This is a genomic window from Klebsiella quasivariicola, assembly GCF_002269255.1.
Classification (GTDB): domain Bacteria; phylum Pseudomonadota; class Gammaproteobacteria; order Enterobacterales; family Enterobacteriaceae; genus Klebsiella; species Klebsiella quasivariicola.
On record NZ_CP022823.1, the window covers coordinates 4,785,226 to 4,807,099 of the forward strand.

A 21,874-nucleotide genomic window follows, 5' to 3' on the forward strand; every position below is an offset into this window, starting at 1 on the left:
ATATTATGAGTTAACAGGAACCATGCCTGAAAAAAGGCATAGCGAACCCAGTGGCACCGATTTATTTATTCACTCTGGTGCCGATATCACACTTTTTTGATGATCCCTCCCGGAAAGGGAGGGAATTATTTTTTTGCCGTCAGGCGTTACAGACGCGCAGCGTTAAAACAGGTCACATCCACTTCAACTTTGCAATCCACCACCAGGTCAGCCACGCAGCAAATGCGCGCTGGCGGATTATCGCCAAAGAACTCGCGAAATACCTTATTGAACGACTGGAAATAGCGCGCGTCGGTGAGGATCACTTTCACGTGTACCACGTCCGCCAGGCCGTAACCGGCTTCGCTCATGATGTCGACGCAGTTCTGGATCGCCAGCCGCGATTGTTCGACGATGCCGCCTTCTACGACTTCGCCATTTTTCATCGGCGTCTGCCCGGAGACATATAGCCAGCCGCCGGCTTCCACCGCGCGGGCAAACGGCAGATGCTGACCGCCGGTGCCGGTACCGCCTTCTACGCCATAACGTTTGATACTCATACTCAACTCCTTAGTCCATCCGACGGCGCAGGAAACGCCCTGCCCGCCCGGTAATTTTCTTATCACTGCCGTAGCTCATCACGCCGTTGACCATCACCGCCTCAATGCCGTCCGCCGGTCGTTTCGGATCGGAGAAACTGGCGACATCGCGCACCGTCTGCGGGTCAAACAGCACCAGGTCAGCGAAGTAGCCAATTTTCACCAGCCCGCGATCCGCCAACTGGAAGCGCGCCGCCGACAGCCCGGTCATCTTGTGTACCGCGGTAGTCAGCGGGAATAGCTGCTCGTCGCGGCTATAGTGGCCGAGTACCCGCGGGAAGGCGCCCCACAGGCGCGGATGCGGCATCGGATCGTTCGGCAGCCCGTCAGAGCCAATCATGGTGACCGGATAGCGCATCACCCGCCGTACGTCCTGTTCATCCATGTTGTAGTAGATAGCGCCCGCCGGCATCAGCCGCGCCGCGGCGTCGTGCAGGCTCACCTGCCACTCATCGGCGATCTGCTGCAGCGTTTTCCCCGCCTGCTCCGGCTGCGCTTCGGACCAGGTGATCACGATATCAAACTCATCGGTCACCTGTTTCATATCCAGCGTCGACGAGCTGGCGGAGTAGGGATAACAGTCGCAGGCGATATCCTGCTGCTGGCGCATCTCATCGAAAAACGCCAGCGTCTCTTTGGTACGCCCCCAGTTTTTCGCCCCGGCGCACTTGTGGTGCGAAACCACCACCGGCACGTTGCCGTGACGGCCGATACGGAAGGCTTCGTCCAGCGCCTCGAGAATCGGCTCAAACTCCGAGCGTAAATGGGTGGTATAGACCCCCTTCCCGGCGGCTAGCTCTTCCGCCAGCGCCATCACCTCTTCGGTGGTCGACTGGAAAGCGCTGGCATAGGCCAGCCCGGTACTGAGCCCTAATGCCCCCTGGCGCAGCGCATCGCGTAGCTGTACGCGCATGCCGGCGATTTCCGTCTCGTTCGCCGGCCGAAACAGATCGTCCATATGGTTATTACGCAGCGCGGTGTGGCCGATTAACGTGCCGACGTTCAGCGACGGCCGCGCCGCTTCCACCGCATGGGCATAAGCCTCCACGGTGGGATAGATAAAGTGCTGCTGCTCGCCGAGGAGATTCATCGGGTCCGGCACTTCGCCGCGCATAGTGGCGGTCGCCGCGCTAATCCCGCAGTTGCCGACGATCACCGTCGTCACCCCCTGGCTGAGTTTCGGCAAGTACTCAGGCATACGGATAACGTTGATATCATCATGGGTATGCACATCAATAAAGCCCGGCGCCAGTACCCGCCCCTGGCCATCAATCACCTGCTCCGCCGCGACATCCAGCGCCGGGGCGATAGCCATTATTCGGTCGCCCTTCACCGCCACATCAGCACGGTATTGCGGCCCGCCGCTCCCGTCGATCACCGTGACGTTTTTGAAAAGCCAGTCAACTTTCATAGCAATTACTCCCTTTCGACATGCCGATAAGTTAACCATTTACAAGCGCAAAAAACAGTGGAAAACTACGCAAAACCCAGATCATTTTGTGATACTTTTATTCAAAACGAATAACATTTTTATATTAAAAATATATTTATCAAATAGTTATAAATGATACCAAGAGACTAACCGATTATGACCCCTGAAAGGATGGTGTTATGAAATACCATTCAGCACCGCTCATCCCGCACAAATCCGCCCTCATGTCCGCGCCGGCTAATCTGCTGGCGGAAGAGGTCTGTCTGCCCGCCGCGCTGTTAAAAAAGTCGGCACTGGAAAACAATATTTCATGGATGCAGCGCTATGCCGACGCCCGCGGCGTGTCGCTGGCGCCGCATGGTAAAACGACAATGACGCCATGGATATTTCAGGCGCAGCAGCGAGCGGGAGCGTGGGGGATCGGCGTGGGTAGCGCCTGGCAGGCCAGCGCGGCGATGGCCAGCGGCATTCAACGCGTCCTGATGGTCAATCAGCTGGTCGGCAAGGCCAATATGCAGGTGGTCGCGCAGCTAAAAGCCCACTATCGGGCGGTGGATTTTATCTGCTGCGTCGATAGCGAGGCCAATGTGCGCGCCCTCTCCGCGTTCTTTGCCGCCCAGGGGCAAACGCTGGATGTGCTGATTGAACTTGGCGTGCCGGGCGGGCGATGCGGCTGTCGTAGCGTCGATGACGCGCTGGCGCTGGCGCAGCGGGTAAGCGACCTGCCGGGGTTACGGCTACGCGGACTGGAATTGTATGAAGGGGTGCTGCACGGCGACGATCCGCAACCGCAGGTGGAAGCGTTATTACAACAGGCCGCGGCGCTTGCCTGCCGCATGGAGCCGCTGGTTGACGGCGAATTTATTCTCACCGGCGCGGGCACCGTCTGGTATGACGTGGTGTGCAACATCTGGCTGGCGGCGGCAAAACCGCGCCGCTGCCGTATCGTTATTCGCCCTGGCTGTTATATCACCCACGATCGCGGGATCTACGATCTCGCACAACAAGCGCTGATCGCCCGCGATCCGATTGCCTGCGATCTCGCCGGCGATCTCACTTCAGCGCTGGAGCTGATGGCGATGGTGCAATCGGTGCCGGAGGCGGATCGCGCGGTGGTGAATTTCGGCAAGCGCGACTGTGCGTTCGACGCTGGGCTGCCGCAGCCGATCGCCCATTATCGTAACGGCCAGCAGTTAGCGCTGCGCGCGGAGTCGATCGTCAGTATCGGCATCATGGATCAGCACTGTATGCTGCGCCTGGCGCCGGGCAGCGATGTGCAGGTCGGCGATATTCTGCTGTTCGGCACCTCGCACCCGTGTCTGACCTTTGATAAGTGGAAGACGTTGCTGCTGGTCGATGACGACTACAACGTGCTGGACGAGCTCGACACGCTGTTTTGACAGATATCCCGGGTGGCGGCGCTTCGCGCCTTACCCGGGCTACATAACCTGCAACGTTCGGTAGCCCGGCTAAGCGTAGCTAAATCCGGGGAATGTCCCGGGTGGCGGCGCTCCGCGCCTTACCCGGGCTACACAACCCGCGACGTTCGGTAGCCCGGCTAAGCGTAGCGCAAGCCGGGTATGTCCTGGATGGCGGCGCTTCGCACCTTGCCCGGGCTACACAACCCGCGACGTTCGGTAGCCCAGTTAAGCGTAGCGCAAGCCGGGGTATGTCCCGGGTAGCGGCGCTTCGCGCCTTACCCCGGCTACACAACCCGCGACGTTCGGTAGCCCGGCTAAGCGTAGCGCAAGCCGGGGGATGTCCCGGGTAGCGGCGCTTCGCGCCTTACTCGCCCTGGCGCAAGGCGCAAATCTCATCATGCAATGAACGGCTGATGGTGACCCCCTGCCGCTCACTCTGCTGACGGCAGGCGAAACGCCGCTCGCCCGGCAGCCGCGCCCCTTGTTCCTGCATACCCATGAACAGCGTTTCGGCGCGCGCCAGCTGCTCTGGTGCCTGCGCGCCGAGAAAGCGTTGCGGATCCAGCGCCAGGATCAGCTCCCCGCCGTAGGGAAGACCGCCCGCGCCGTTATCCCACGCCAGCGATTCGGCGCTGGTCATATCGCCGATAAGCGGCCCGGCCAGCAGCTCAACCATAGCCGCCAGCGCCGAGCCCTTATGGCCGCCAAAGGTTAACATTGCGCCATTTAGCACCTCCGCGGCATCGGTCGTCGGCTGTCCCTGACTGTCGATTCCCCATCCTTGCGGTAGCGCTTTGCCGGCACGCTGATGCAGCTGGATCTCGCCGCGCGCCGCGGCGCTGGTCGCCATATCAACAATAAACGGCGGTTTGTCCCGTCGCGGCCAGCCAAAAGCGATAGGGTTGGTGCCGAACAGCGGACGCGTGCCGCCCGCTGGGGCGACCCAGGCGTGGCTTGGCGTACAGGCCAGCCCCACCAGCCCTGCCTCGGTCAACGGCTCAATATCGGCAAACAGTGCGGAAAAATGGACGCAGCGGTTAATCGCCAACGCCGCAATGCCGCTGTGCCGCGCCTTCTCCAGCAACAGCGGCAGCGCGCGCTCGTAGGCCAGCAGCGAAAAAGCGCCGCCGGCGTCCGCCCGCGCAATCGCCGGCGCCTGGTCGTGGATTTGCGGCTCGGCATCAGGCGATACCTTGCCTTTACGCAAGGTATCGACAATGCCCAACAGCCGCCACAGGCCGTGGGAAGCGCAGCCGTCGCGCTCCCCGGCGGCCACATTACGTGCAATGGCCGCCGCGTGGTCGGCGCTAAATCCATTGGCGCTGAGTACCTCTAACGCCAGGTCATAAGCTTCAGGTAACGATAGAGTTACCGACTCCATACTGTTCTCCTTTACTCTTCTTCGTCTCCGCTAAAGTTAGCCTGCGGCAGGCAGCTGCGCGCGCCCCAGTAGTAAATCCCCAACGACATCGCCGCCACCAGCACCGTATCCCAGGGGTGACCTATGACATTAAGCCCGCCGAAGCTGCCCAGCCAGGAAAAGAGGATAATCAACGCATAAAAAACGATCAGCCACAGCGACGATTTCACCTGCTGCGCCAGGCTCACGGTATGTTCCGGCACCTTACCTTTGCACATCACATAGACGACAAACATCACGATTTGCAGCCCCAACAGCCACGAGAGCGTATTCCAGCCGGACCAGTAGACAATCAGCGCCGAGATCATAAACGATACCGGGCCGATGATGCCGAAGGCGCGCACGCGGAACGGCCGCGGCAGATCCGGCGCGTTGCGGCGCAGCCCGGCGGCGGTTACCGGGGCGATGGCGTAGCTCAGCACCAGGGCAGCCGACACCACGCTAATCAGCTGTTCCCAGGAGGGGAACGGCAGCGTCCAGAAAATCGACAGTCCAAAAGTCAGCCATAGCGCCGGGCGCGGAATACCGGACGTTTTATCAATATGGGTAAAGGCTTTAAAGAAGGTACCCGCCTTCGCCCAGCCGTAGATCACCCGCGGCGTCGCGTTCATATAGATATTGCCGGTGCCGCTCGGGGAGATGATCGCATCGCTTATCACCATAAAGGCCAGCCAGCCCATGCCGAGGGTAATAGCGATATCGCGATACGGCAGCGAGAACTGTTTGCTCACCTCGGCCCAACCGCCGCTCAGCATCTCGGTAGGGATACTGCCAAGGAACGCCAGCTGCAGCAGCACGTAGATAATCGTCGACAGCACCACTGATAAAATCAACGCAATAGGGATAGTCCGCTGCGGCTTTTGCACTTCGCTGGCTACCGAGATAATCGGCGTCAATCCCAGATAAGCGAAGATAATTCCCCCCGCGCTGATGGCCGCTTCCACCCCGGACATGCCGAATGGCGCAATACCCTGAGCGTGCAGGTTCTCCGGTTTAAAGAAGGCGAATAGCGTCACCACCACCAGCAGCGGCACCAGAAACTTGAGCACGCTGATGAAGTTGTTCGACCGGGCGAAGGTCTTGACGCTGTAGTAGTTCAGCGCAAAGAAGAAACAGAGCAGCAGGAACTGCACCACCCACCCCAGCAGCGTCGGTGAACTGGAACCCGGCTGGGTCAACGCCGGAAACCAGGCCGCGGCATATTGCCGGGCGGCGACGATTTCAATCGAGATCAGGCTGGAGAACGCGATCAGGGTGATGAACCCCAGCAGATAGCCCATCAGCTCGCCGTGGGAAAAGACCGGGTAGCGAATAATGCCGCCGGCGCGCGGCAGCGCCGCCCCCAGCTCGCAGTAGACAATCCCCAGTAGCAATACCGCAAAGCCGCCGATCACCCACGACGCGATCCCGGCCGGACCGGCGATAGAGGCCACGTGGCTGGCGGCGAATAACCATCCGGAGCCGAAAATCGCGCCCAGGCCGATAAACGTGAGATCGGTCAGGGTCAGCTGTTTTTTAAACTTACCCGACTCAACAACGCGGGTTTGACTGTTATGCGTAGTGTGAATGGTCATGGTGATGCCCTTGCGTCAATGAGAGGAAGAAATCGCTTCCCGGGTCCACTGGCCGTTGACCAGGCGCAGCAGGTTCAAAGGGTTCGCATCCTGCAGCGCCGGCGGTAACAGGGCGGCGGGCGCATTCTGCAGACAGACCGGGCGCAGAAAGCGTTCAATCGCCCGGCTGCCAACCGAGGTCCCGCGCGCGTCGGTGGTCGCCGGCCACGGGCCGCCGTGGACCATCGCATCGCACACTTCCACGCCGGTGGGATAACCGTTAAACAGTACCCGTCCGGCTTTTTCGCAAAGCAGCGGTAGCAGGCTCGCCGCCAGCGGGCCATCATCCGCCTCGGCATGCAGCGTCGCGGTGAGCTGCCCCTGCAGCGCTTTCACCACCGCCTGCAGCTGGGCCATGTCGTCCACTTCCACCAGTAGCGATAACGGGCCGAAAACCTCAGTCTGCAGCAGCGTATCCTGCGCCAGTAGATCCTCGGCCTGAGCCTGCCACAGCAGGGTCTGCGCCTGCCCGGCGCCGGCAGCGATGCCGCTCGCCAGCTTCTCGATACGCGGGTGCACCGCCAGCGCCGCCACGCCCTGGCGGTAGTGCTGAAGGGTCGGCGCATTGAGCAACACCTGCGGCGAAGAGCCCGCTACCGTCGCGCACAGCGCCGACTTAAAGCGTTCCAGCCCGGCGCCGCGCAGCGCCAGAATCAACCCCGGACGGGTACAGAACTGGCCGCCGCCGAGGGTGAATGACGCCACCAGCTCGTTCGCCAGCGCCTCGGCCCGCGTCTGCAGCGCCTGCGGCAGAATAATCAATGGGTTAATCGCCGACATTTCAGCAAACAGCGGGATTGGCTGCGGGCGCTGCTGCGCCAGCTGATACAGCGCCTTACCACCGGCCAGCGAACCGGTAAAGCCAACGGCCTGAATCGCCGGATGGCGGACCAATTCGGCGCCAATATCGGTCCCGAAAATCATATTGAATACGCCGCCGGGTAAACCGCACCGCACTACCGCCCGGACGATCGCTTCAGCGGTCAGCTCGGCAGTGGCCATATGGCCCGGATGGGCCTTCACCACTACCGGGCAGCCAGCCGCCAGCGCCGAGGCGGTATCGCCGCCGGCGGTGGAAAAGGCCAACGGAAAGTTGCTGGCGCCAAACACCGCCACCGGCCCTAACGCCTGCTGATACTGGCGCAGGTCCGGGCGCGGCAGCGGCTGACGGTCGGCTAAGGCGGTATCAATACGGGCGGCGAAGGTATCGCCGCGCTGAATCACGCCAGCAAACATTCTCAGCTGGCCGCTGGTGCGCGCCCGTTCACCCTGCAGCCGCGCCAGCGGCAGCGCGGTCTCCTGTCCGGCGAGTGCAAAAAACGCCTCGCCCAGCGTATCCAGTTCATCTGCAATGGCGTTGAGAAAGCGCGCCCGCTGCTGCGGCGTGGTTTGTGAATAGACGGCAAAGGCCTGCTGCGCGGCTTCTGCGGCCTGAGCGGCTTCCTCGCGTGAAGCCGGATAAAAGCGGTGGCCGGTGGCTTCGCCGTCCACCGCCCGTAGGCTCAATAGCGTCGCCTCACCGCTGGCAATGCGGCGTCCGGCAATAAACTGCCGTCCCGCCGTGGTCTGAGATGCATTCATATTGACTCCTGTGCTCAGAGGCCGACATCCGGCAGCGTCGGACGCGTCGCCAGCGCCTGTTCAACGATCGCCACCACCTGCTGGCGCGTTTCGCCTTCCAGCGCCAGACGCGGCGGACGGGTAATGGCGCTACCGCGGCCCAGCAACTCTTCACACAGCTTGATGCACTGCACCAGATCCGGACGCGCATCGAGATGCAGCAGCGGCATGAACCAGCGGTACAGCGCCATCGCCTCTTCGTAACGCTGCTGACGGGCGAGACGGAATAACGTTTCCCCTTCGCGCGGGAAGGCGTTGGACATCCCGGAGATCCAGCCTTCCGCGCCGACGGCGATGCTTTCCACCACCACGTCATCCAGCCCGGCAAACAGCACGAAGCGGTCGCCAACGGTGTTACGCAGGTCGATAAAGCGGCGGGTATCGCCGGAGGAGTCTTTAAAGCAGACGATGTTGTCGCAGTCGGTCAGGGTGGCGAGAATGTCCGGCGTCACGTCGTTTTTGTAAATCGGCGGGTTGTTGTAGACCATAATCGGCAGGTCGGTAGCGCTCGCCACGCTGCGGAAGTGGGCCGCGGTTTCATGCGGTTTTGAGGAGTAGACCAGCGCCGGCATCACCATGATCCCGTCGACGCCGACGCGCTCCGCCTCTTTCGCCATTTTCTGGGCAAAGGCGGTGGTGAACTCGGCCACCCCGGCGATAACCGGAATTTTGCCGCCGGCGGCATCCTTCGCCACCTCGATAATCTGCAGTTTTTCATCGGTGCTCAGCGAGGTGTTTTCACCGACGCTGCCGCACACCACCAGCCCGGAAACGCCATCTTTCACCAGGTTTTTCATCACCGCGTGAGTGGCGTCTAAATCGAGGGAGTAATCGCTACGAAACTGCGTGCTGACCGCCGGGAATACGCCGCTCCAGTGAATCGCTTTTTTGCTCATGCTCGGTTCCTTGTCGTCATTTTGTTAAGTCGAAGTGAATGAATGGTGAATATTCACTGACAGATTGACGTGTCGCGGAACCGGCGGCTTGTCGGTTTTCCCTCAATACGATGACGAAATTAGCACAGTCGGCAAAAGTGTGAGCCAGCGTTTATCCGAGCAGCGTGAGGCGAAAATCGCGCGGCGTCGAGCCGGTCATCGCCTTGAACTGGCGGCTAAAAGCGCTGTGATCGGTATAGCCGCACTGCAGGGCGATATCGGTAATCGGCGTATCGCCGGCCAGCAGTTCGGTGGCTTTTTCCAGCCGCACTTTGTGGATCATCTGCCGCGGGGTGAGATGAAAGATCCGCTTGCAGTAGCGTTCGATCTGCGCAATCGACATCCCGCTTAAGGCGGTTAACTCTTCCATGGCGATCGGCCGGTGATAGTGGCGGCGGATATGATCGTCGACGATCGCCAGCCGCTGCCATGCCGGATGGCGGGCGTGGGCCTCCTGCAGATCGTGCGAGATCCCGGCCATGCCGATCACCTGGCCGCTGATATCGCGTAGCGCCAGTTTCTGCGTCAGGCACCAGCCGCGCTCGCGGCCGTTGTAGAGATGCATTTCCAGCTGATCGCGCAGGGTCACGCCTTCCCGTAGTACCCGAAGATCCTGCTCGGTGTAACCCTGGCCCAGCGCGGAAGGAAAGACATCGGCGGAGGTTTTGCCCAGCAGCGAGGAGACGCTTTTAAAACCACAGCGGCGGGCCAGCGTCAGGTTCGCCAACAAATAACGCGCCTGGCGATCTTTGATAAAAAAGACCACATTAGGAATGGCATTGAGCAGGGGCGCAATCAGCGCCAGCGCATTCAGCAGCGCCGGCATATTTTCCGGCCGCTGGCGCGCCAGCCCTTCGCAGATCTGGCTCAGCTCATCGACGGCCAGCTCAGGTTGGTTAACCGCGCGCGGCGGCGCCGCATCAGAAACACCGATCATAAGGCCTCCTCATGGTAAGTGACCGAAGGATATTTATTCACTTTCCGTTAACACCACAAGCAGCAAGCGCTGGATTTGCGATCCTGGATCCGCTTTACGCCTTCCCCTAATTTAGCCACTGGCGCAATGGTCACTTTCGGTTTACCACAGCATTAAGCAAATGATTAATAAGAAATAACTATGTGAAATAGAAATATACTGCGCTCAGTACTATGCAGATTTCGTCATTTTCTCTGACGAAAGCGCTCAAGCAGGCCGGGAAAGGTTGCGCCAGCATGATGAAACATGTTGTTAACTTCCGGAGAGTCTGATGACCGCGCCACGCCCCCCTGTTACGCTGAGAGCTATCGATTCACATACCGGCGGCGAACCGACCCGCCTGATCGTTGACGGCTTCCCTGACCTCGGCGACGGCAGCATGGCGGAGCGCCGCGACCGCTTCGCCCGCGACTTCGACCATTGGCGTCAGGCGGCCATTCTTGAACCGCGCGGCAATGACGTACTGGTCGGCGCGCTGCTGTGCAAACCGGTCTCGGCGGCGGCTACCGCTGGGGTGATTTTCTTCAACAACGCCGGTTTTCTGAATATGTGCGGCCACGGCACCATCGGGCTTATCGCCTCGCTGGCCTGGCTTGGGCGTATCAAGCCTGGCGTACATCTGATTGAAACGCCGGTCGGCGACGTAAGCGCCACGTTGCACGACGATGGCAGCGTATCGGTGCAAAACGTCCCGGCCCGTCGCTGGAAAAAACAGATCCGCGTTGAAACCGCGCTGGGTCCCGTCATCGGCGATATTGCCTGGGGCGGTAACTGGTTTTTCCTGATTAACGACCACCCGTTCGCCATTACCCCCGAACAAATTCCACAGCTCACCGACTACGCCTGGGCAGTGCGCGAGGGGCTGGAAGCCGCGGGGATCTGCGGCGACGACGGCGGCGTTATCGACCATATCGAACTCTTCGCCGATGACGATACCGCCGACAGCCGCAGCTTCGTACTCTGCCCGGGAAAGGCCTGGGATCGCTCGCCGTGCGGTACCGGCACCAGCGCCAAGCTGGCCTGTCTGGCGCAGGATGGCAAGCTGCAGCCGGGGGAAATATGGCGTCAGGCCAGCATCATCGGCAGCCAGTTTACCGCCAGCTACCAGCGCACCGCGGAAGGCATCATCCCCACGATCCGCGGCGAAGCCTGGATCTGCGGCGATAACCAATTGATCCTCAACCCTGACGATCCCTTCTGCTGGGGGATCGCGCCGTGAAGCAGTGCGACGTCATCGTGATCGGCGCCGGGATCATCGGCGCCGCCTGCGCGTGGCAGCTGGCGAAGCGGGGGCAAAGCGTGACGCTTATCGATAACGGTCAGCCCGGCGCCACGGCGGCCGGTATGGGTCATCTGGTGTGCATGGATGATGACCCCGCCGAGCTTGCCTTGTCGGCGTGGTCGCTGGAACGCTGGCGCGCTATCACGCCGCGGATGCCCGACAATTGCGCCTGGCGCGGCTGCGGCACGCTGTGGCTGGCGGAAAGCGAAGAAGAGATGACCGTCGCCGACGACAAACAGCGGCGGATGGCCGGCCATCAGGTGCACAGCGAACTCCAGACTCCGCAGCAGATCGCCGGGCGCGAGCCGCTGCTGCGCGGCGGGCTGGCCGGCGGGCTGTGGGTGCCGGGCGATGGCATCGTCTACGCGCCGAACGTCGCCCGCTGGTTGATTACCGATGCCGGAGACCATCTTACCTGCCTGCGCGATAGCGTACAGACGATTGACGAGCCGCAGGTGCTGCTCGCCAGCGGCCAACGGCTACAGGCGCGAGCGATCGTGGTGGCCTGCGGCCTTGAAGCCAATGTGCTGTTAGCGGAAAACTGGCTGCGACCGAAAAAAGGCCAACTGGCGATTACCGATCGCTATCGGCCGCTAGTGCAGCACCAGCTGGTTGAACTGGGCTACGGCGCCAGCGCCCACGGCGGCGGCACCTCAGTGGCGTTTAACCTTCAGCCGCGGCCCACCGGCCAGCTGCTGATTGGCTCTTCGCGTCAGTTTGATAACCGCGAGCGCGAGTTGGATCTGCCCCTGCTGGCGCAGATGCTCGATCGCGCCCGCCATTTCGTGCCGGCGCTGGCGACGTTGAATATCATCCGCTGCTGGAGCGGCCTGCGCGCCGCCTCGCAGGATGGCAACCCGCTGATCGGCCCGCACCCCGCTCGCCGTGGCGTATGGTTAGCGCTGGGCCATGAAGGGCTGGGCGTCACCACCGCGCCGGCCACGGCCGAACTGCTGGCGGCGCAGATCCTCGATGAACGCAGCTCACTGGCGCCCGACGCCTGGCTCCCGGTACGTTTGTGTCAACAGGAGGCGATTGCATGAAGGCCACTCTCAACATCACCGTCGATGGCCAGCCTCTGACGGTGCCGGAAGGGATCAGCGTGGCGGCGGCGCTGGCGTTGACCGGCGACCCCACCACCCGCCAGGCGGTTAACGGCGAGCTCCGCGCGCCGTTTTGCGGCATGGGCGTCTGCCAGGAGTGCCGGATCGCCGTCGATGGCCTACGGGTGCTGGCCTGCCAGACCCTGTGCCGGGCCGGTATGCAAATAGAAAGGAGCCGCGATGAACACGCTGCGCTGTGACATTTTAATCCTCGGCGCCGGCCCCGCCGGCATGGCGGCCGCACTCTCCGCCGCCGCCTGCGATAAACAGGTCATCATCCTCGACGATAACCCCGCCCCTGGCGGACAAATCTGGCGCGCGGGTCCGCAGGCGACGCTGCCCGCCCTGGCCCGGCGCTATCGCGACGCCGTCGCCGCGTCTGCCGCCATCCGGGTAGTGAACGGCGCGCGGCTGATTGCCCGCCCTTCCGCGCACAGCGTGCTGTTTGAAACCGCCGACGGCGGCGGCGTGGTTTACTGGCAGAAACTGATCCTCTGCTGCGGCGCGCGCGAGCTGTCGCTGCCCTTTCCCGGCTGGACCTTACCCGGCGTGACCGGCGCGGGCGGCCTGCAGGCGCAAATCAAACAGGGCCTGACGCTGAAAGGTGAAAAGGTGGTGATTGCCGGCAGCGGTCCGCTACTGCTGGCGGTGGCGGAGACGGTGAACAAGGCCGGAGGCGACGTGACGAATATCATTGAGCAAGCGCCGCTCCCGGCGCTGCTGCGCTTCGCCAGCGGTCTGTGGCGCTGGCCGCAGAAGCTGCGCCAGTTAGCGACGCTGGCCCCGAAAGGCTATCTGAGCGGCGCGCAGGCGATCCGCGCTCACGGTACAACGCGGCTGGAAGCCGTTACGCTTCGCCAGCGCGGCGTCGAGCGGACTATCGCCTGCGATCGGCTGGCTATCGGCTACGGGCTGATACCCAATATCGAGACGGCGCTGCTGTTCGGCTGCGCCACGGCGCAGGAGGCGATACAGGTTAACCGCTGGCAGCAGACCAGCATCGCGGATATCTACGCCGCCGGCGAGTGCACCGGTTTCGGCGGTAGCGAACTGGCGTTGGCGGAGGGCGAAATCGCCGGTTTTGCCGCCGCCGGGGCCAGCCATCAAGCGCAGGCGTTATTTGCCCGTCGCGCCCGCTGGCAGCGTTTCGCCGCAGCAATCAACCGTACCTTCCGGCTGAGGGAGTCCTTGAAAAACGCCGCAACGCCGGAGAGCCTGCTGTGCCGCTGCGAAGATGTGCGCTGCGGCGACGTTGACGCCGCCGGGGGCTGGCCGCAGGCCAAACTCACCCAGCGCTGCGGAATGGGCGCCTGTCAGGGGCGCACCTGCGCCGCCAGCGCCCGCTGGTTGTACGGCTGGCCGCTGCCGCAGCCGAGAGAACCGCTGGCCCCCGCCCGCGCGGAAACGCTTATTGCCCTCGCCCCGCCGAGCGCCGAGCCGTAACCGCTACTCTTCTTCATCACCGCGCGCGGCAGGGACGCCAAGCGCAATAAACTCCTCCAGCAGCGTGGTCAGCTGGCGCATCTTTTCCGTGGTGAACTGGGCCTCCAGCAGGCGATAGGTTTCTTCCACCTCCGCCTGAGCGCTTTCGTACAGCGCGGTACCGGCAGGCGTCAGCGAAACGTACAGTTTGCGCTGATCGTTAACCGGCTTTAAGCGCAGCACCAGCCCATCCCGCTCCATGCGGGTCAAAATCCCGGTCAGGCTGGGGCGCAGGATACAGGCGCGAAAGGCCAGATCGTGAAAATCCATCGACGGGTGTTCGGCAAGAATACGTACGATCCGCCACTGCTGCTCGGTGAGATTGTGCCGTTTGACGATCGGCCGAAAGTAGGCCATCGCTGCCTCACGCGCCTGCAACAAGGCAATGGTTAATGAATCATGCATAGTATCCCCTCAACGGCCTCATCAAAAACTTATTAACAACTTAATAATTAGCGTTAATCCTGCCATGTACAACCGGTTTCTGCACCTGAAAAGTACCAGCCCTCTAATGAAAATTTCTTAATCCATTGATTAACAACCAATAAGTTATTGATGTGTAAATATTGTGTTAATCCGATCACAAAACATTCACTTCCAGTTGCTAAACCTCTACGCAAAGCATAAAAGATGATCATTAACATATTAATGAAATCCCTTCGAATCCGAAATCAGTACCAGAGGAGTGGTGAATGAAAGGTACCATCTTCGCCGTTGCGCTCAATCATCGCAGCCAGCTCGACGCCTGGCGCGAAGCGTTTCAACAGGCCCCCTACAAGACGCCGCCGAAAACCGCGGTCTGGTTCATCAAACCCCGTAATACCGTGATTGGCGACGGCGAAGCCATTCCCCATCCGCAGGGCGAGACCGTACAAAGCGGCGCGACGGTGGCGCTGATTGTCGGCAAAACCGCGCGTAAAGTGGCGGCAGAAGAGGCGGCGAACTATATCGCCGGCTACGCGCTGGCTAACGACGTTAGCCTGCCGGAAGAGAGTTTTTATCGCCCGGCGATCAAGGCCAAATGCCGCGATGGCTTCTGCCCCATCGGCGCGCTGTCGGCGGTGCGCAACGTCGATAACCTGACCATCATCACCGAAATCAACGGCCGCGAGGCGGATAGCTGGCATACCGGCGATCTGCAGCGTAACGCCGCGCAGCTGCTTAGCGCCTTAAGCGAGTTCGCTACCCTCAATCCCGGCGACGCGATCCTTATCGGCACGCCCCACTCCCGCGTCACGCTGCGCCCCGGCGACCGCGTACGTATTCTCGCCGACGGTTTCCCGGCGCTCGAAAACCCGGTTGTCGCAGAAGGAGAGCTGGCATGAAACAGGCACGCATTGAATGGCAAGGACAGGTACGCGACGTGCTGGTCGATGAACGCGACCAGGTGCGCCTGCCCGATGGCACGGTATTGAAAGAAGGTGAATTCCGCTGGCTGCCGCCCGCCGACGGCACGCTGTTCGCGCTGGGGCTCAACTACGCCGACCACGCCAGCGAGCTGGAGTTTAAACCGCCAACCGAGCCATTGGTGTTCATCAAAGCGCCGAACACCTTTATTGGCCACCAGCAGCAGTCGGTACGCCCGGATAACGTCGAATACATGCACTACGAAGCCGAACTGGTGGTGGTGATCGGGAAAACCGCGCGCCGCGTCAGCGAAGCCGAGGCCATGTACTATGTCGCTGGCTATACCCTGTGCAACGACTACGCGATCCGCGACTATCTGGAAAACTACTACCGCCCGAACCTGCGGGTAAAAAGCCGCGACACCCTGACGCCGATCGGCCCGTGGATCGTCGCCAAAGAGGCGATCCCGGATCCGCATAATCTGGCCCTGCGTACCTGGGTCAACGGCGAACTGCGCCAGCAGGGCACCACCGCCGATCTGATCTTCAGCATCCCGTTCCTCATCGCTTATTTAAGCGAATTTATGACCCTGCAACCGGGCGACATGATCGCCACCGGCACGCCGAAAGGGCTATCCGATGTGGTGCCGGGCGATGAGGTGATCGTTGAAGTCGAGGGCGTGGGCCGCCTGGTCAACCATATCATCAGCCAGCAAGCGTATGAGGAGACACTGTCATGAAAAAGATTAACCATTGGATCAACGGTAAAAACGTTGCCGGCGCAGACTATTTTCATACCACCAACCCGGCCACCGGCGAGGTACTGGCTGAAGTCGCCTCCGGCGGCGAAGCCGAAATCAACCAGGCGGTAGCGGCGGCGAAAGAGGCCTTCCCGAAGTGGGCTAACCTGCCGATGAAAGAGCGCGCGCGCCTGATGCGCCGCCTGGGCGATCTGATCGATCAGAACGTCCCGGAGATCGCGGCGATGGAAACTGCCGATACCGGCCTGCCTATCCACCAGACCAAAAACGTGCTGATCCCGCGCGCCTCACACAATTTCGAATTTTTCGCCGAAGTATGCCAGCAGATGAACGGCAAGACCTATCCGGTCGACGACAAGATGCTCAACTACACCCTCGTGCAGCCGGTTGGCGTCTGCGCGCTGGTGTCGCCGTGGAACGTGCCGTTTATGACCGCCACCTGGAAGGTGGCGCCGTGCCTGGCGCTGGGCAATACCGCGGTGCTGAAAATGTCCGAGCTGTCGCCGCTGACCGCCGATCGTCTGGGCGAACTGGCGCTGGAAGCCGGGATCCCGGCTGGCGTGCTCAACGTGGTGCAGGGCTATGGCGCCACCGCTGGCGACGCGCTGGTACGCCATCATGATGTGCGCGCCGTCTCCTTCACCGGCGGCACCGCCACCGGCCGCAACATTATGAAAAACGCCGGCCTGAAAAAGTACTCCATGGAGCTGGGCGGAAAATCGCCGGTGCTGATTTTTGAAGACGCCGATATTGAGCGGGCGCTCGACGCCGCGCTGTTCACCATTTTCTCGATCAACGGCGAACGCTGCACCGCCGGTTCACGCATTTTCATTCAGCAGAGTATTTATCCGGAGTTCGTCAAGCGCTTCGCCGAGCGCGCCAACCGCCTGCGCGTAGGCGATCCGACCGATCCGAATACCCAGGTCGGCGCGCTGATTAGCAAGCAGCACTGGGAGAAAGTGTCCGGCTACATTCGCCTCGGTATCGAAGAGGGCGCCACCCTGCTGGCCGGCGGCGCGGATAAACCGTCCGACCTGCCGGCGCATCTGAAAGCCGGCAACTTCCTGCGCCCGACGGTACTGGCAGATGTCGACAACCGCATGCGCGTCGCCCAGGAAGAGATTTTTGGCCCGGTTGCCTGCCTGCTGCCGTTCAAAGACGAAGCGGAAGGGCTGCGCCTGGCTAACGATGTGGAGTACGGCCTGGCGTCGTACATCTGGACCCAGGACGTCAGCAAAGTGCTGCGTCTGGCGCGCGGTATTGAAGCCGGGATGGTGTTCGTCAACACCCAGAACGTGCGCGACCTGCGTCAGCCGTTCGGCGGCGTGAAGGCCTCCGGCACCGGCCGCGAAGGCGGCGAGTACAGCTTTGAAGTGTTCGCCGAAATGAAAAACGTCTGCATCTCGATGGGCGACCATCCGATCCCGAAATGGGGAGTCTGATATGGGTAAGTTAGCGTTAGCAGCAAAAATCACTCACGTGCCGTCGATGTATCTGTCTGAGCTGCCGGGGAAAAACCACGGCTGCCGTCAGGGCGCGATCGACGGGCATAAAGAAATTGGCAAGCGCTGCCGTGAAATGGGCGTCGATACCATTATCGTGTTCGACACCCACTGGCTGGTCAACAGCGCCTACCACATCAACTGTGCCGACCATTTCCAGGGCGTCTACACCAGTAACGAACTGCCGCATTTTATTCGCGACATGACCTACGACTACGACGGCAACCCGGAGCTGGGCCAGCTTATCGCCGACGAGGCGGTGAAGCTTGGCGTACGCGCCAAAGCGCACAATATCCCCAGCCTGAAGCTGGAGTACGGCACCCTGGTGCCGATGCGCTACATGAATAGCGATAAGCATTTCAAAGTGGTGTCCATTTCGGCCTTCTGTACCGTTCACGATTTTGCCGACAGCCGCAAGCTGGGCGAAGCCATCCTCAAAGCCATTGAGAAATACGACGGCACCGTGGCAGTGCTGGCCAGCGGTTCGCTGTCGCACCGCTTTATCGACGACCAGCGCGCCGAAGAGGGGATGAACAGCTATACCCGCGAGTTTGACCATCAGATGGATGAGCGGGTGGTGAAGCTGTGGCGCGAGGGCAAATTCAAAGAGTTCTGCACCATGCTGCCGGAGTATGCCGACTACTGCTACGGCGAAGGCAACATGCACGACACGGTGATGCTGCTCGGTCTGCTGGGTTGGGATAAATACGACGGCAAGGTGGAGTTTATCACCGAGCTGTTCGCCAGCTCCGGTACCGGCCAGGTTAACGCCGTGTTCCCGCTGCCGGCGCAGGCGTAAGGAGGCTGTATGCCGCATTTTATCGCCGAATGTACCGACAACATCCGCGAACAGGCCGATCTGCCAGGGCTGTTCGCCAAAGTCAACGAGGCGCTGGCCGCCACCGGCATCTTCCCGATCGGTGGGATCCGCAGCCGCGCCCACTGGCTGGATACCTGGCAGATGGCCGACGGCAAGCAGGATTACGCCTTCGTGCATATGACCCTGAAGATCGGCGCCGGCCGTAGCCTGGAGAGCCGTCAGGACGTGGGCGATATGTTGTTCGCGCTGATCAAAGCCCACTTTGCCGCTCTGATGGAGAGCCGCTATCTGGCGCTGTCGTTCGCCATGGAAGAGCTCGACCCGACGCTGAACTACAAACAGAACAACGTGCACGCGTTATTTAAATAATGTGCAAATTGCCCGGTGGCGCTGCGCTTACCGGGCCTACAACGGCCATGAATTTGTAGGCCGGATAAGCGAAGCGCCATCCGGCAATACAATGCCACAGGAATCACTATGCTCGATAAACAGACCCGCACCCTGATTGCCCAGCGGCTGAACCAGGCCGAAAAACAGCGTGAACAGATCCGCGCGATCTCGCTGGATTATCCGTCGATCACCATTGAGGACGCCTACGCCGTCCAGCGCGAATGGGTCGAAATGAAGATCGCCGAAGGCCGCGTGCTCAAAGGTCATAAGATTGGCCTGACCTCTAAAGCGATGCAGGCCAGTTCGCAGATCAGCGAGCCGGACTACGGCGCGCTGCTCGACGATATGTTCTTCCACGACGGCAGCGATATTCCCACCGACCGCTTTATCGTGCCGCGGATCGAAGTCGAGCTGGCCTTCGTGCTGGCCAAACCGCTGCGCGGCCCGAACTGCACGCTGTTTGATGTCTATAACGCCACCGACTACGTTATCCCGGCGCTGGAGCTTATCGACGCGCGCTGCCACAACATCGACCCGGAAACCCAGCGTCCGCGCAAAGTGTTCGACACCATCTCCGATAACGCCGCCAACGCCGGGGTGATCCTCGGCGGCCGGCCGATTAAACCGGATGAGCTCGACCTGCGCTGGATCTCCGCCCTGCTGTATCGCAACGGCGTGATTGAAGAGACCGGCGTCGCCGCGGGCGTGCTGAACCACCCGGCCAACGGCGTGGCCTGGCTGGCCAACAAACTGGCGCCGTACGATGTCCAGCTCGAAGCCGGGCAGATTATCCTCGGCGGCTCGTTCACCCGCCCGGTCCCGGCGCGCAAGGGCGATACCTTCCACGTCGACTACGGCAACATGGGCGCCATCAGCTGCCGCTTTGTTTGAGGAGAGCAAGATGAACAACGCATTTAAAGAGGCGCTCAAGGCCGGGCGTCCGCAAATCGGCCTGTGGCTTGGGCTGTGCAGCAGCTACAGCGCCGAACTGCTGGCCGGCGCGGGCTTCGACTGGCTGCTGATCGACGGCGAACACGCGCCCAATAATGTACAAACGGTGCTGACCCAGCTTCAGGCCATTGCGCCCTACCCCAGCCAGCCGGTGGTGCGTCCGTCGTGGAACGATCCGGTACAGATCAAACAGCTGCTGGACGTCGGCGCACAGACCCTGCTGGTGCCGATGGTGCAGAACGCCGAAGAAGCGCGGCTGGCGGTCAGATCCACTCGCTACCCGCCTGCCGGCATCCGCGGCGTCGGCAGCGCGCTGGCCCGCGCCTCGCGCTGGAATCGCGTCCCGGATTATATCCACCGGGCCAACGACGCTATGTGCGTCCTGGTGCAGATTGAGACCCGCGAAGCGCTGAAAAATCTGCCGCAGATCCTCGATGTCGACGGGGTGGACGGCGTGTTTATCGGTCCGGCGGATCTCAGCGCCGATATGGGCCATGGCGGCAATCCACAGCACCCGGAAGTGCAGGCCGCTATCGAAGATGCCATCCAGCAAATCCGTCAGGCCGGCAAGGCGCCGGGGATCCTGATGGCCAATGAACAGCTGGCGAAACGCTATCTCGAACTGGGCGCGCTGTTCGTCGCCGTCGGCGTCGATACCACTCTGCTGGCCCGCGGCGCAGAAGCGCTGGCGGCGCGGTTTGGCGCGGAAAAAACTGCCCTGGGTTCGTCAGGCGTCTACTAACGCCGGGTGATGCTACGCTCACCCGGCCTGGAGCAGCAACGAATCGCAAACCCGGTAAACGCAGCGCCACCGGGCAACCCGCAGTACCCGACAAAATTCCCATTAGAGGAAAATAATAATGAGCGATACATCACCTGCCATCCCGGAAAAGTTCGATCCGGCGAACCAGCACAAACAGCTGACGGCACAGCAGCAGTCGGTTATCAACAAGCTCTTCCGCCGTCTGATCGTATTTTTATTCGTCCTGTTTATCTTTTCGTTTTTAGACCGGATCAATATCGGCTTTGCCGGATTAACCATGGGGCAGGATCTGGGCCTCAACGCCACCATGTTTGGCCTGGCCACCACCCTGTTTTACGCCACCTACGTCATTTTTGGCATTCCCAGCAACGTAATGCTCAGCATCGTCGGCGCACGACGCTGGATCGCCACCATCATGGTGCTGTGGGGCATCGCCTCTACCGCCACCATGTTCGCCACCGGGCCGAAAAGTCTCTATGTCCTGCGCATGCTGGTGGGGATCACCGAGGCCGGTTTCCTGCCGGGTATCCTGCTGTACCTGACCTACTGGTTCCCGGCCTTTTTCCGCGCCCGCGCTAACGCGTTGTTTATGATTGCGATGCCGGTAACCACCGCGCTGGGATCGATCGTCTCCGGCTATATCTTGTCCCTCGATGGTCTGCTGAACCTGCACGGCTGGCAGTGGCTGTTCCTGCTGGAAGGCTTCCCGTCGGTGCTGCTCGGCATTATGGTCTGGTTCTGGCTGGATGATTCGCCGTCGAAGGCCAGGTGGCTGACGGCGGAGGACAAAAAATGTCTGCAGGAGATGATGGATAACGATCGCCTGACCCTGGTGCAGCCGGAAGGGGCGATCAGCCATCACGCCATGCAGCAGCGCAGCCTGTGGCGCGAAGTCTTTACTCCGATCGTGCTGATGTACACCCTCGCCTACTTCTGCCTGACCAATACGCTCAGCGCGATCAGCATCTGGACGCCGCAGATCCTCAAAAGCTTTAACGAAAGCAGCAGCAATATCACCATCGGCCTGCTGGCGGCGATCCCGCAGATTTGTACCATTCTCGGGATGATCTACTGGAGCCGCCACTCCGATAAGCACCAGGAGCGGAAGCATCATACCGCCCTGCCGTTCCTGTTCGCCGCCGCGGGCTGGCTGCTGGCATCAGCTACCGATCATAACCTGATCCAGTTGCTCGGGATCGTAATGGCCTCCACCGGATCGTTTAGCGCTATGGCTATTTTCTGGACCACGCCGGATCAGTCCATCAGCCTGCGTGCCCGGGCGATCGGTATCGCGGTGATCAACGCCACCGGCAATATCGGATCGGCGCTCAGTCCCTTTATGATCGGCTGGCTGAAGGATATTACCGGCAGCTTCAGCAGCGGGCTGTGGTTCGTCGCCGCACTGCTGGTGATTGGCGCGGTGATCATCTGGGCGATTCCGATGAAGGGCTCGCGCCCTCGCGCGACACCGTAAGGAGC

22 protein-coding genes and 1 pseudogene are annotated in these 21,874 nt (G+C 61.2%); 15 read left to right on the plus strand and 8 right to left on the minus strand.

Annotated features, from left to right (window positions below):
• Nucleotides 1-146: 146 nt before the first annotated feature.
• Together B8P98_RS24135 and B8P98_RS24140 are read right to left on the minus strand one after the other, a co-directional pair.
• Entirely contained in the window at nucleotides 147-539 is a 393-nt protein-coding gene (locus B8P98_RS24135; RefSeq protein WP_025714509.1) for a RidA family protein, read from the minus strand.
• A 10-nt stretch (nucleotides 540-549) separates the two neighbouring features.
• Nucleotides 550-1,989, minus strand: coding sequence for an N-acyl-D-amino-acid deacylase family protein (locus B8P98_RS24140; protein ID WP_032715954.1), 1,440 nt, complete (start codon nucleotides 1,987-1,989; stop codon nucleotides 550-552).
• On the opposite strand from B8P98_RS24140, the gene B8P98_RS31245 reads away from it, so the two are divergent.
• Nucleotides 1,967-2,146 carry a hypothetical protein gene (locus B8P98_RS31245; protein WP_042929906.1) on the plus strand — a complete coding sequence of 60 codons (180 nt, stop codon included), beginning with the start codon at nucleotides 1,967-1,969 and terminating at the stop codon, nucleotides 2,144-2,146. The genes B8P98_RS24140 and B8P98_RS31245 overlap by 23 nt on opposite strands.
• A 43-nt stretch (nucleotides 2,147-2,189) precedes the next feature.
• Nucleotides 2,190-3,410 (plus strand): amino acid deaminase, encoded by a 1,221-nt coding sequence (locus B8P98_RS24150; protein ID WP_025714511.1) that lies wholly within the window; start codon nucleotides 2,190-2,192, stop codon nucleotides 3,408-3,410.
• 385 nt (nucleotides 3,411-3,795) lie between these two features.
• Here the strand turns inward: B8P98_RS24150 and B8P98_RS24155 are convergent, their stop codons facing one another.
• From B8P98_RS24155 to B8P98_RS24175, 5 genes are all read right to left on the minus strand, one after another.
• Nucleotides 3,796-4,812: an Ldh family oxidoreductase gene (locus B8P98_RS24155; RefSeq protein ID WP_025713106.1), complete on the minus strand. Its 1,017-nt coding sequence runs from the start codon at nucleotides 4,810-4,812 to the stop codon at nucleotides 3,796-3,798.
• An 11-nt stretch (nucleotides 4,813-4,823) separates the two neighbouring features.
• Nucleotides 4,824-6,425: an APC family permease gene (locus B8P98_RS24160; RefSeq protein ID WP_025713107.1), complete on the minus strand. Its 1,602-nt coding sequence runs from the start codon at nucleotides 6,423-6,425 to the stop codon at nucleotides 4,824-4,826.
• A gap of 15 nt (nucleotides 6,426-6,440) precedes the next feature.
• On the minus strand, nucleotides 6,441-8,045 hold the full coding sequence (locus tag B8P98_RS24165; protein WP_080898018.1) for an aldehyde dehydrogenase (NADP(+)): 1,605 nt from the start codon (nucleotides 8,043-8,045) through the stop codon (nucleotides 6,441-6,443).
• 14 nt (nucleotides 8,046-8,059) lie between these two features.
• Nucleotides 8,060-8,980 (minus strand): dihydrodipicolinate synthase family protein, encoded by a 921-nt coding sequence (locus B8P98_RS24170; protein ID WP_008807565.1) that lies wholly within the window; start codon nucleotides 8,978-8,980, stop codon nucleotides 8,060-8,062.
• A 151-nt stretch (nucleotides 8,981-9,131) separates the two neighbouring features.
• Nucleotides 9,132-9,956 (minus strand): AraC family transcriptional regulator, encoded by an 825-nt coding sequence (locus B8P98_RS24175; protein WP_023288209.1) that lies wholly within the window; start codon nucleotides 9,954-9,956, stop codon nucleotides 9,132-9,134.
• A gap of 310 nt (nucleotides 9,957-10,266) precedes the next feature.
• Here B8P98_RS24175 and B8P98_RS24180 point away from each other — a divergent pair, with 310 nt between their 5' ends.
• The 4 genes from B8P98_RS24180 to B8P98_RS24195 are packed head-to-tail and all read left to right on the plus strand — an operon-like array spanning nucleotide 10,267 to nucleotide 13,823.
• On the plus strand, nucleotides 10,267-11,214 hold the full coding sequence (locus tag B8P98_RS24180) for a 4-hydroxyproline epimerase (protein WP_087805821.1): 948 nt from the start codon (nucleotides 10,267-10,269) through the stop codon (nucleotides 11,212-11,214).
• On the plus strand, nucleotides 11,211-12,320 hold the full coding sequence (locus B8P98_RS24185; RefSeq protein ID WP_080898020.1) for an NAD(P)/FAD-dependent oxidoreductase: 1,110 nt from the start codon (nucleotides 11,211-11,213) through the stop codon (nucleotides 12,318-12,320). The genes B8P98_RS24180 and B8P98_RS24185 overlap by 4 nt, the downstream gene beginning before the upstream one ends.
• A complete protein-coding gene (locus B8P98_RS24190; RefSeq protein WP_045395487.1) occupies nucleotides 12,317-12,580 on the plus strand; it encodes a (2Fe-2S)-binding protein in 264 nt (87 codons plus the stop codon). The genes B8P98_RS24185 and B8P98_RS24190 overlap by 4 nt, the downstream gene beginning before the upstream one ends.
• Nucleotides 12,561-13,823 (plus strand): NAD(P)/FAD-dependent oxidoreductase, encoded by a 1,263-nt coding sequence (locus tag B8P98_RS24195; RefSeq protein WP_087805819.1) that lies wholly within the window; start codon nucleotides 12,561-12,563, stop codon nucleotides 13,821-13,823. The genes B8P98_RS24190 and B8P98_RS24195 overlap by 20 nt, the downstream gene beginning before the upstream one ends.
• Nucleotides 13,824-13,826: 3 nt before the next feature.
• Here B8P98_RS24195 and hpaR read toward each other — a convergent pair whose 3' ends face one another.
• Nucleotides 13,827-14,267 (minus strand): homoprotocatechuate degradation operon regulator HpaR, encoded by a 441-nt coding sequence (hpaR, locus tag B8P98_RS24200; RefSeq protein WP_080898022.1) that lies wholly within the window; start codon nucleotides 14,265-14,267, stop codon nucleotides 13,827-13,829.
• 64 nt (nucleotides 14,268-14,331) lie between these two features.
• On the opposite strand from hpaR, the pseudogene B8P98_RS31250 reads away from it, so the two are divergent.
• The 9 genes and pseudogenes from B8P98_RS31250 (at nucleotide 14,332) to hpaX (ending at nucleotide 21,869) form a co-directional block, all read left to right on the plus strand.
• Nucleotides 14,332-14,496, plus strand: a pseudogene (locus B8P98_RS31250) (hypothetical protein).
• Between the two features lie 58 nt (nucleotides 14,497-14,554).
• Nucleotides 14,555-15,187, plus strand: coding sequence for a fumarylacetoacetate hydrolase family protein (locus B8P98_RS24205; protein ID WP_025713114.1), 633 nt, complete (start codon nucleotides 14,555-14,557; stop codon nucleotides 15,185-15,187).
• Nucleotides 15,184-15,948: a fumarylacetoacetate hydrolase family protein gene (locus B8P98_RS24210; RefSeq protein WP_080898023.1), complete on the plus strand. Its 765-nt coding sequence runs from the start codon at nucleotides 15,184-15,186 to the stop codon at nucleotides 15,946-15,948. Before B8P98_RS24205 ends, B8P98_RS24210 begins: the two co-directional genes overlap by 4 nt.
• A complete protein-coding gene (hpaE, locus tag B8P98_RS24215) occupies nucleotides 15,945-17,411 on the plus strand; it encodes a 5-carboxymethyl-2-hydroxymuconate semialdehyde dehydrogenase (RefSeq protein ID WP_008807572.1) in 1,467 nt (488 codons plus the stop codon). Before B8P98_RS24210 ends, hpaE begins: the two co-directional genes overlap by 4 nt.
• Before the next feature lies 1 nt (nucleotide 17,412).
• A complete protein-coding gene (gene hpaD, locus B8P98_RS24220) occupies nucleotides 17,413-18,270 on the plus strand; it encodes a 3,4-dihydroxyphenylacetate 2,3-dioxygenase (RefSeq protein ID WP_025713116.1) in 858 nt (285 codons plus the stop codon).
• A gap of 9 nt (nucleotides 18,271-18,279) precedes the next feature.
• Nucleotides 18,280-18,660, plus strand: a complete 381-nt coding sequence (locus B8P98_RS24225; protein ID WP_008807573.1) for a 5-carboxymethyl-2-hydroxymuconate Delta-isomerase — start codon at nucleotides 18,280-18,282, stop codon at nucleotides 18,658-18,660.
• 108 nt (nucleotides 18,661-18,768) lie between these two features.
• Nucleotides 18,769-19,572, plus strand: coding sequence for a 2-oxo-hept-4-ene-1,7-dioate hydratase (gene hpaH, locus B8P98_RS24230; RefSeq protein WP_002887487.1), 804 nt, complete (start codon nucleotides 18,769-18,771; stop codon nucleotides 19,570-19,572).
• A gap of 10 nt (nucleotides 19,573-19,582) precedes the next feature.
• Entirely contained in the window at nucleotides 19,583-20,374 is a 792-nt protein-coding gene (gene hpaI, locus B8P98_RS24235; protein ID WP_095033488.1) for a 4-hydroxy-2-oxoheptanedioate aldolase, read from the plus strand.
• 118 nt (nucleotides 20,375-20,492) lie between these two features.
• Nucleotides 20,493-21,869 carry a 4-hydroxyphenylacetate permease gene (hpaX, locus tag B8P98_RS24240; protein ID WP_025713118.1) on the plus strand — a complete coding sequence of 459 codons (1,377 nt, stop codon included), beginning with the start codon at nucleotides 20,493-20,495 and terminating at the stop codon, nucleotides 21,867-21,869.
• The last annotated feature ends 5 nt before the right edge of the window (nucleotides 21,870-21,874 follow it).

Excerpts from the sequence above, each read along its gene's own strand:
- B8P98_RS24135 (WP_025714509.1), bottom strand. The coding sequence starts at position 539 with ATGAGTATCAAACGTTATGGCGTAGAAGGCGGTACCGGCACCGGCGGT.
- B8P98_RS24140 (WP_032715954.1), bottom strand. The coding sequence starts at position 1,989 with ATGAAAGTTGACTGGCTTTTCAAAAACGTCACGGTGATCGACGGGAGC.
- B8P98_RS24150 (WP_025714511.1), top strand. The coding sequence starts at position 2,190 with ATGAAATACCATTCAGCACCGCTCATCCCGCACAAATCCGCCCTCATG.
- B8P98_RS24155 (WP_025713106.1), bottom strand. The coding sequence starts at position 4,812 with ATGGAGTCGGTAACTCTATCGTTACCTGAAGCTTATGACCTGGCGTTA.
- B8P98_RS24160 (WP_025713107.1), bottom strand. The coding sequence starts at position 6,425 with ATGACCATTCACACTACGCATAACAGTCAAACCCGCGTTGTTGAGTCG.
- B8P98_RS24165 (WP_080898018.1), bottom strand. The coding sequence starts at position 8,045 with ATGAATGCATCTCAGACCACGGCGGGACGGCAGTTTATTGCCGGACGC.
- B8P98_RS24170 (WP_008807565.1), bottom strand. The coding sequence starts at position 8,980 with ATGAGCAAAAAAGCGATTCACTGGAGCGGCGTATTCCCGGCGGTCAGC.
- B8P98_RS24175 (WP_023288209.1), bottom strand. The coding sequence starts at position 9,956 with ATGATCGGTGTTTCTGATGCGGCGCCGCCGCGCGCGGTTAACCAACCT.
- B8P98_RS24180 (WP_087805821.1), top strand. The coding sequence starts at position 10,267 with ATGACCGCGCCACGCCCCCCTGTTACGCTGAGAGCTATCGATTCACAT.
- B8P98_RS24190 (WP_045395487.1), top strand. The coding sequence starts at position 12,317 with ATGAAGGCCACTCTCAACATCACCGTCGATGGCCAGCCTCTGACGGTG.
- B8P98_RS24195 (WP_087805819.1), top strand. The coding sequence starts at position 12,561 with ATGAACACGCTGCGCTGTGACATTTTAATCCTCGGCGCCGGCCCCGCC.
- hpaR (WP_080898022.1), bottom strand. The coding sequence starts at position 14,267 with ATGCATGATTCATTAACCATTGCCTTGTTGCAGGCGCGTGAGGCAGCG.
- B8P98_RS24205 (WP_025713114.1), top strand. The coding sequence starts at position 14,555 with ATGAAAGGTACCATCTTCGCCGTTGCGCTCAATCATCGCAGCCAGCTC.
- B8P98_RS24210 (WP_080898023.1), top strand. The coding sequence starts at position 15,184 with ATGAAACAGGCACGCATTGAATGGCAAGGACAGGTACGCGACGTGCTG.
- hpaE (WP_008807572.1), top strand. The coding sequence starts at position 15,945 with ATGAAAAAGATTAACCATTGGATCAACGGTAAAAACGTTGCCGGCGCA.
- hpaD (WP_025713116.1), top strand. The coding sequence starts at position 17,413 with ATGGGTAAGTTAGCGTTAGCAGCAAAAATCACTCACGTGCCGTCGATG.
- B8P98_RS24225 (WP_008807573.1), top strand. The coding sequence starts at position 18,280 with ATGCCGCATTTTATCGCCGAATGTACCGACAACATCCGCGAACAGGCC.
- hpaH (WP_002887487.1), top strand. The coding sequence starts at position 18,769 with ATGCTCGATAAACAGACCCGCACCCTGATTGCCCAGCGGCTGAACCAG.
- hpaI (WP_095033488.1), top strand. The coding sequence starts at position 19,583 with ATGAACAACGCATTTAAAGAGGCGCTCAAGGCCGGGCGTCCGCAAATC.
- hpaX (WP_025713118.1), top strand. The coding sequence starts at position 20,493 with ATGAGCGATACATCACCTGCCATCCCGGAAAAGTTCGATCCGGCGAAC.